Raw genomic sequence first — 7475 nt, 5'->3', positions numbered from 1 at the left:
ATCGTCAAGGGTGGCGGGCATGGCATGGCGGCGGGCATCACCGTCGAGCGGGCGAGGCTTGGTGAGCTCAGGGCGTTTTTCGAAGAGCGGGCGGCAGCCGACGTGTTTCGCCTGCAGGGCGAGGAAAGCCTGGCCATAGACGGTGCGCTTGCCGCTGAAGGCGCGACACTCAGCCTACTCGACGCGCTGGAACAAGCCGGACCTTTCGGTGCCGGGCACGTGGCCCCTGTTTTCGCGTTGCCGCGCCACCGGTTGGCCGATGCGCGGCCGGTCGGCACCAATCACATCCGCGTCGAGCTGCAATCGGAAAGCGGCGGCCGGATCCAGGCGATCGCCTTTCGCGCCGTCGATACCGCGCTTGGCGAATTCCTGTTCAAGAACCGGGGCAAGACAATCCACGTCGCCGGTTCGCTGTCGGGAAATTACTGGAACGGCAACCGCACCGTTCAGTTTCGTATCACCGATGCGGCTCGTGCGTAGGTGTTGATCAGGCGAGAACTGTCTGCAGCCGGGTCAGTTCGCCGATCTGCGCCATCGTCGCCTGATAGCCGAGATTGATCGCCTCGTCGGCGCGGTGGAACTCGGTCAGGCCGATATGGCTGAGCTTCGGCTGTAGCGACATGTCTGGCGGATCGCCGGCAAGTCTTGCGCGCGAAATGCGGTCCTGGATGATGTTGAAGGCCTCGACCATGACGCCGGTGATGCCGAGCCGGGTCTGATGCGACTGGTGTTCGGGATCGCCATGTCCGGCCCTCGGCGCGTCCTTTTCGACGACCAGTTCGCCAGCGCTGTGCTTGATGACGGCGGCACGGCCGAACAGGTCATAGTGAAGGTTGACCGCCACGACGAGCGGCTGCTCGTAGGCGCGGCAGACCGAAACCGGTACGGGGTTGACCAGAGCGCCGTCGACCAGCACGCGGCCGTTGCAATTCACCGGCTCGAACACGCCGGGAAGCGCATAAGAGGCGCGCATGGCGGTGATCAATGAGCCGCTCGACAGCCAGATTTCGTGGCCCGTGCGGATTTCGGAAGTGACCGCGACGAACGGCTTGGCAAGGTCCTCGAACCGAATGCCGGCCATGTGCTCGCGCAGCCTTGCATCGAGTTTCATGCCGCCGAACAGGCCGCTGCCGCGTAAATTGAGATCGAGCAGGCCGAAAATGCGGCGCTTGGTCAGGCTGCGGGCGAATTCTTCGAGCTCGTCCAGTTTGCCGGCGAGATAGCAGCCGCCGACCAGCGCGCCGATCGAGGTGCCGGCGATCATCGATACTTCGATGCCGGCTTCATCCAGCGCGCGCAGCACGCCGATATGCGCCCAGCCGCGGGCGCACCCGCCACCCAAGGCGAGCGAAATGCCTGTTTTCTTTTGGGAGTTCGTTTCGGACGCGCCGCCTGACGAGGACAGGCCGTTGGCCTCCCTGACATCTGGTCTGTTACGCAATGACGCCCACTCGAGCATCATAATCTCCCTTGTCCCACGGCTACTATACGAGCGGGGCGTATCGAAATGATGAATCTGTGTCGTCGGTGTCAGGCAGAAGGTTCAAGCTGTTGGTTTCCGATACGTGTTTTCCGCATCGAACAGCGGCTTGCTGCCGTCGATGGCAAGCGTCCCTTTGCCGTCGACCAGCCCCACCGTCCGATAAAAGCATGAACGCCGGCCAGTGTGACAGGTTGCGTCGTGGCCCAACACTTTGACGCGCAACCATATGGCATCCTGGTCACAATCCGTGAGCATCTCGACGACATGCTGAAAATTGCCTGATGTTTCGCCCTTTTTCCAAAGCGCGCTGCGCGAGCGCGACCAGTAGTGGGCGATGCCGGTCTCAAGCGTCAGCGCCAGTGCTTGCGCGTTCATATGCGCAACCATCAACAGCATGCCGTCCGCGGCGTCTGTCACGACGACCGTGACCAGCCCGGCTGCATCGAAGCGCGGCGAAAACACCGCGCCTTCCTCGAGAGCCTTCTTGTCCGACGGAGCTTTTGGAAATTCCAGTGCCGACATCGCCGGTCCTTATTTTGATGGCCGGCGAGGGCCGATCAGACCCCGCCGCCGCGCACCATGGTGACGAAACGGACCTGCTCTTCGGGCGTGTCCTTGAAAACGCCGGTGAAGGTCGAGGTCAGCGTGGTTGATCCCTGCTTGCGGATGCCGCGCATGGCCATGCACATGTGCTCGGCCTCGATCATGACGGCGACGCCGCGCGGATTGAGCACGTCCTGGATGACGCCGGCGATCTGCGCCGTCAGCGCCTCCTGGGTTTGCAGGCGGTGGGCGAAGATATCGACGACACGCGCGATCTTGGACAGGCCGACGACCTTGCCGTCCGGAAGATACCCGACATGCGCCTTGCCGATGATCGGCACCATGTGGTGCTCGCAATGCGAATGGAATGTTATGTCCTTGACGATGACCAGGTCATCGTAGCCGGCGACCTCCTCGAAGGTGCGGCCGAGCTCGTCGGCCGGGCACATGTCGTAACCACCGAACATTTCGCGAAAGGCCTTTGCCACCCGCTTCGGCGTGTCGACCAACCCTTCGCGGTCCGGATTGTCGCCGGTCCAGCGCAAAAGTGTGCGCACGGCGGCTTCGACTTCGGCTTCGCTTGGCCGGTCGGTGACCGGCTTTTCCATATAGGCTGACTGTGGCATGAGCTTCTTGATGACGGCATCCATAAAGGCGTCTCCCGTAGTCCCTCTCGGCGGAGGAACGAGTTGAACGGACCACGACCTTTCGGTGTCGGAAACTCGCCCCGTTTCCAGCCCCGTAAGCGGCGTGAACTTCCCGGCAAGGACATTGGCTTTCGTCGTTCTTGTCGATACCGGACTGCCAGCATTATATAAGGTCATAGCGAGCGAAAGGAAGACACGACAGCGGCAATCGCTGTTCGCTTGGCGGCGACGGATTGGAAAATTATGATAAACGACGTCTACAACGCGAAAATTCTCGGTTTTGCCGGAAACATCGCCCGCATCGGCCGTCTCGATCATCCTGACGCGACCGCCAAGGCGCACTCCAAGCTATGCGGTTCGACCGTCACCGTCGACCTCAAGATGCAGGACGGCGTCGTCACGGACTTTGCCCATGACGTGAAGGCCTGCGCGCTCGGCCAGGCGTCGTCATCGATCATGGCGCAGCATGTCGTCGGCGCGAGTGCCGAGGAATTGCGCGCGGTGCGCGACTCCATGCTGAAGATGCTCAAGGAAAATGGCGCCCCGCCGGACGGCCGCTTTGCGGATCTCAGATATTTGGAGCCGGTGCGCGACTACAAGGCGCGGCACGCTTCGACCATGCTGACTTTCGATGCCGTGGTCGACGCGATCGGCCAGATCGAGAAGAAGCGCGCCGAAGAAGCGGCCTGACCTTGGGATTTGGCCGTCCACGGTGCGCAGGCTTCGCGCAGGCGCCCAAATCTTTGCTGCCACTGCTTGGCATTTGGCTGGACAGGAACCGGGCCAGAAGGGTTTAAACCTGCGCTTCCAGCGCCCGCCTGCTTTCGGCAAATTCGCTTCTGAGCCAGTCGGCGAACGCGGCGACCGGCTCCGAGAGGTCGTGCAGGTTTCTGGCCACCAGCCAATAGGCGCCGGATGCGACGTCGATGTCGAACGGCTTGACCAGCGCGCCGGATGCGATTTCCCCGCCGATCTGCAACAGATCGCCCAATGCCACGCCATGTCCGAGCAAGGCGGCCTGCTTTGAAAGCGACGCATCCGCCAGCATCGGCCCGCGCGCGGGCACGGCGTCGGCGGGCACGCCGGCCGCTTCGAACCAGCGCGCCCAGCCCTGGCGGTTCTCCTCGTGCAAAAGCGTGTAGCGGCCAAGATCGATTGGCTTCCTGAGGGCAGGGCCAGAAGCAAGCAGCGCCGGCGACAGGACCGGCGAATCGACCGTCGAGGCAAGCCGCTCGGCCTGGCTGCGCGGCCACGAGTCGGCATGCGCGCTGAAGCGCAAGGCAAGCTCCGGCTGATCGCTGCGGAACTCGATCAGCCTTGGATCGACTTCGAGGGAGACGTCGATGTCGGGCCGCAATTGGCGAAACCGGTTGAGCCGGGGAACCAGCCACACGGAGGCAAGCGACGGCTCGACACTGACGCGGACCACGGACTGTGCCGGTGTCGCCACCAGATCGCCAAGCAAGGTATCGATGGCGTCGAAACTTCTGACAAGCTGATCCAGCAGACGCCGGCCGGTGTCGGTCAGTTCGACTCGTCGATGGTGACGTTCGAACAAGGGTCGATGCAGGAAGATTTCGAGCTCGCGGATCTGCCGGCTGATCGCCGCCTGCGAGACGAAAAGCTCCTCGGCGGCCCGGCTGAAGCTCAGATGCCGGCCCGCCGCCTCGAAGCTCCTCAATGCCGTCAGCGGCAGGCGCCCACGCTTCATTTCGCATAACCCAGGATTATCCGAAGTGGAAATTATACTCGTTTGAAGGCGAAGGCCAGCGGCGGTCTAATCCATGTCGAAGGAGACCGACCATGATCCAGTTGCTGAACATTTTTGGCGATGTCATGCGGATCGTGACGTTTCAATGGCGTGACGAAAAGCAGCATTCAAAGCGCCGCGAGGGGCCGGCCAGTCGTGGCCGCTGGGCGCCGTCGGCTGACAGGCAGCCGTTTCGCCGTTCCCGTCCGTGATGGCGGGGCGCGCAAGGAGCGGGGATTGCGTTCTCCGGCGGAAGTCCACATCTATCGCCTGGGAAACGCGATACGGAGACTGTGGTGCGCGACCAGCATGGGCATGCGCATATAGACGGGTCGCAAAAACGCGGCCGCAACTGGCCCGGCCCCTGGCGCAAGACGCCAGGCCGTCTCCTCGGCACGTCGCTCGTGCGCCTCTACCAGCTGACGCTGTCGGGCTTTGTCGGCAATTCCTGCCGGCATCTGCCGACCTGTTCGGAATATGCGCATGAGGCGATCGCCCGCCATGGCCTGTGGGCCGGCGGCTGGATGGGATTCTTCCGCGTGCTGCGCTGCGGGCCATTCGGCACGCATGGCATAGACCTCGTGCCGGAGGCGCTTGCGGATCGCTATCTCTGGTTCATGCCCTGGCGGTACTGGCGGATCGGCAGCAAGCGCGGCAAAGCGCAGGAATGATGGCCGGGGAGAATAGCAGGTTTACGATCCGGTAGGGTTAACAACAGCCTGCACAAAGACTGCGCATTTGAGACAAAATCGAGACAAGAGACCCCGCTAAGCCGCTCGCGAACCCCCTTCTGGAGCGAGCAGAAAATGCGCAATTTCGACCGTCTTCCCTTCATCTTTGCCGGGATCCTGTTCCTGCTCGCCTGGCTGCTGGGATTTCCGCTGCGCGCGCAATCGGCGCCGCTGGGGGATTTGCAGTGCACGGTGATCGCCGATGCGGCGAGCGGCAAGACGCTTTACCAGGACGGAGTGTGCGACCAGCGGTTCAGCCCGGCCTCGACGTTCAAGGTGCCGCTGTCGCTGATCGGCTATGACAGCGGGATCCTGAGCGACGAGCATACGCCGGCGTGGGACTACAAGCCGGAGTTCAAGGCGGTGAAGCGGGACCAGAAGACCGTCGATCCGGTGATCTGGGAACGGGATTCGATCGTCTGGTTCTCCCGTGAAATCACCAGTCGGCTCGGGCCGGAAAAATTGGCTGGCTATGTCTCCAAATTCGGCTACGGCAATGCCGATGTTTCCGGCAATCCCGGCAAGAATGATGGTTTGACCCAATCCTGGATAAACTCCTCGCTCAAGATCACGCCGGTCGAGCAGGTCGATTTCCTGCGCAAGCTGCTGGCCCGCAAGCTGCCTGTCTCGGCCAGGGCCTACGACATGACATCAGCCATCATCCCGACCTTCCAGGCCGGAGGCTGGACGGTGCAGGGCAAGACCGGAAGCACCAGGCTGCGCAACGATGCCGACAAGGTTCAGGATAAGCGCTCGCTTGGGTGGTTCGTCGGCTGGGCGAACAAGGATGGCCGCCAGATCGTCTTTGCGCGCCTTGTCGTCGACACCGATCGGACCGATATGCCCAAAGGCCTCAAGACCCGAGCCGCGTTCCTGAAGGACCTGCCGCTGCTCATCAAATGAAGTCTGACATTTGAGCCGGGCTTTACGGCGGCGGAATCTGTCCATAAAAGACAGCCGCTGCCGGACGCATCCGGCCTACTCTTTGCATGTCGTAACCCCAAAACCGTCCACACACTTTTGGGCGACATGCATTTCAACCACCCGCGCTCGTTTGCGGGACTGGATAGGAGATATACATGCTGAATTCCGTTTCCCTGACATTTCCCGATGGCTCCGTCCGCGAATACGACGCGGCGATGACCGGTGCCGGCCTCGCCGAATCGATCTCGAAGTCGCTGGCCAAGAAGGCGGTCGCCTATGCGATCGACGGCACCGTCCGCGATCTCAGCGATCCGCTTGGCAAATCCGGCAAGGTCGAGATCGTCACCCGCGACGACCCGCGCGCACTCGAACTGATCCGTCACGACGCCGCACATGTGTTGGCGGAAGCCGTGCAGGAATTGTGGCCGGGAACGCAGGTGACCATCGGGCCGGTGATCGAGAACGGGTTTTACTACGACTTCGCCCGCAACGAGCCGTTCACGCCTGACGATTTTCCCGTGATCGAGAAGAAGATGCGCGAGATCATTTCGCGCAACAAGCCGTTCACCAAGGAAGTCTGGTCGCGCGACAAGGCGAAGAAAGTGTTTGCCGACAAGGGCGAACGCTACAAGCTGGAGCTGATCGACGCCATTCCCGAGGATCAGGATCTCAAGATCTACGCGCAGGGCGACTGGTTCGACCTTTGCCGTGGCCCGCACATGGCCTCGACGGGGCAGATCGGCAACGCCTTCAAACTGATGAAGGTGGCCGGCGCCTATTGGCGCGGCGATTCGAACAATCCGATGCTGACCCGCATCTACGGCACGGCCTGGGCTGATCAGGCGCAGCTCGAAGCCTATCAGACGATGCTGGAGGAGGCCGAGAAGCGCGACCACAGGAAGATCGGCCGCGAGATGGACCTGTTCCATTTCCAGGAAGAGGGGCCTGGCGTCGTCTTCTGGCACGCCAAGGGCTGGAAGATGTTCCAGAACCTGGTCAACTACATGCGCCGCCGCCTCGACGAGCAGGGCTATCAGGAGGTCAACGCGCCGCAGGTTCTCGACAAGAGCCTGTGGGAGACGTCAGGCCATTGGGGATGGTATCGCGACGCCATGTTCAAGGTGACGGTGGCCGGCGACGATACCGATGACGACCGGATCTTCGCTCTGAAGCCGATGAACTGCCCGGGCCATGTGCAGATTTTCAAGCATGGGTTGAAGTCTTATCGCGATCTGCCTGTCAAACTTGCAGAATTCGGCAACGTCCACCGTTACGAACCATCCGGCGCGCTGCACGGGCTGATGCGTGTGCGCGGTTTTACGCAAGACGATGCGCACATCTTCTGCACCGAAGAGCAGCTGGCGGCGGAATGCCTGCGCATCAACGATCTGATCCTG

The 7475-nt window shown here is 62.0% G+C and carries 8 protein-coding genes and 1 pseudogene; 5 read left to right on the top strand and 4 right to left on the bottom strand.

The genetic code is table 11. From position 1 onward, the window contains the following. Positions 1 to 480 (top strand): annotated as a pseudogene (locus tag EN884_RS18450) (single-stranded-DNA-specific exonuclease RecJ); the annotation flags it as partial. A gap of 7 nt (positions 481 to 487) precedes the next feature. Here the strand turns inward: EN884_RS18450 and EN884_RS18445 are convergent. From EN884_RS18445 to folE, 3 genes are all read right to left on the bottom strand, one after another. Next, complete coding sequence (locus tag EN884_RS18445) at positions 488 to 1462, bottom strand: patatin family protein (protein ID WP_174299064.1); 975 nt, start codon at positions 1460 to 1462, stop codon at positions 488 to 490. A gap of 81 nt (positions 1463 to 1543) precedes the next feature. Further along, positions 1544 to 2005, bottom strand: a complete 462-nt coding sequence (gene hisI / locus EN884_RS18440; protein WP_013531983.1) for a phosphoribosyl-AMP cyclohydrolase — start codon at positions 2003 to 2005, stop codon at positions 1544 to 1546. Between the two features lie 35 nt (positions 2006 to 2040). Further along, entirely contained in the window at positions 2041 to 2676 is a 636-nt protein-coding gene (gene folE, locus EN884_RS18435; protein WP_013531982.1) for a GTP cyclohydrolase I FolE, read from the bottom strand. A 240-nt stretch (positions 2677 to 2916) separates the two neighbouring features. On the opposite strand from folE, the gene EN884_RS18430 reads away from it, so the two are divergent. Next, positions 2917 to 3363 (top strand): iron-sulfur cluster assembly scaffold protein, encoded by a 447-nt coding sequence (locus EN884_RS18430; RefSeq protein WP_063167874.1) that lies wholly within the window; start codon positions 2917 to 2919, stop codon positions 3361 to 3363. A gap of 103 nt (positions 3364 to 3466) precedes the next feature. Here EN884_RS18430 and EN884_RS18425 read toward each other — a convergent pair whose 3' ends face one another. Next, positions 3467 to 4384, bottom strand: a complete 918-nt coding sequence (locus EN884_RS18425; RefSeq protein ID WP_063167875.1) for a LysR substrate-binding domain-containing protein — start codon at positions 4382 to 4384, stop codon at positions 3467 to 3469. A 335-nt stretch (positions 4385 to 4719) separates the two neighbouring features. On the opposite strand from EN884_RS18425, the gene yidD reads away from it, so the two are divergent. From yidD to thrS, 3 genes are all read left to right on the top strand, one after another. Next, entirely contained in the window at positions 4720 to 5094 is a 375-nt protein-coding gene (gene yidD, locus EN884_RS18415) for a membrane protein insertion efficiency factor YidD (RefSeq protein WP_027162584.1), read from the top strand. Between the two features lie 135 nt (positions 5095 to 5229). Next, on the top strand, positions 5230 to 6057 hold the full coding sequence (gene blaOXA, locus EN884_RS18410) for a class D beta-lactamase (protein ID WP_013531977.1): 828 nt from the start codon (positions 5230 to 5232) through the stop codon (positions 6055 to 6057). 176 nt (positions 6058 to 6233) lie between these two features. After that, positions 6234 to 7475, top strand: a 1242-nt coding sequence (gene thrS / locus EN884_RS18405) for a threonine--tRNA ligase (protein WP_128360665.1), incomplete at its 3' end; no start/stop codon positions are given.

The sequence above is a fragment of the Mesorhizobium sp. M7A.F.Ca.AU.001.01.1.1 genome, assembly GCF_004022735.1.
Classification (GTDB): domain Bacteria; phylum Pseudomonadota; class Alphaproteobacteria; order Rhizobiales; family Rhizobiaceae; genus Mesorhizobium; species Mesorhizobium ciceri.
The sequence above is the reverse complement of the archived record's forward strand: the minus strand, read 5'-3'. Positions and strand labels throughout refer to the sequence as shown.

Bases quoted from the DNA above. Each gene is read 5' to 3' on its own strand.
- EN884_RS18445 (WP_174299064.1), bottom strand. From the start codon at position 1,462: ATGATGCTCGAGTGGGCGTCATTGCGTAACAGACCAGATGTCAGGGAG.
- EN884_RS18430 (WP_063167874.1), top strand. From the start codon at position 2,917: ATGATAAACGACGTCTACAACGCGAAAATTCTCGGTTTTGCCGGAAAC.
- EN884_RS18425 (WP_063167875.1), bottom strand. From the start codon at position 4,384: ATGAAGCGTGGGCGCCTGCCGCTGACGGCATTGAGGAGCTTCGAGGCG.
- blaOXA (WP_013531977.1), top strand. From the start codon at position 5,230: ATGCGCAATTTCGACCGTCTTCCCTTCATCTTTGCCGGGATCCTGTTC.
- hisI (WP_013531983.1), bottom strand. From the start codon at position 2,005: ATGTCGGCACTGGAATTTCCAAAAGCTCCGTCGGACAAGAAGGCTCTC.
- folE (WP_013531982.1), bottom strand. From the start codon at position 2,676: ATGGATGCCGTCATCAAGAAGCTCATGCCACAGTCAGCCTATATGGAA.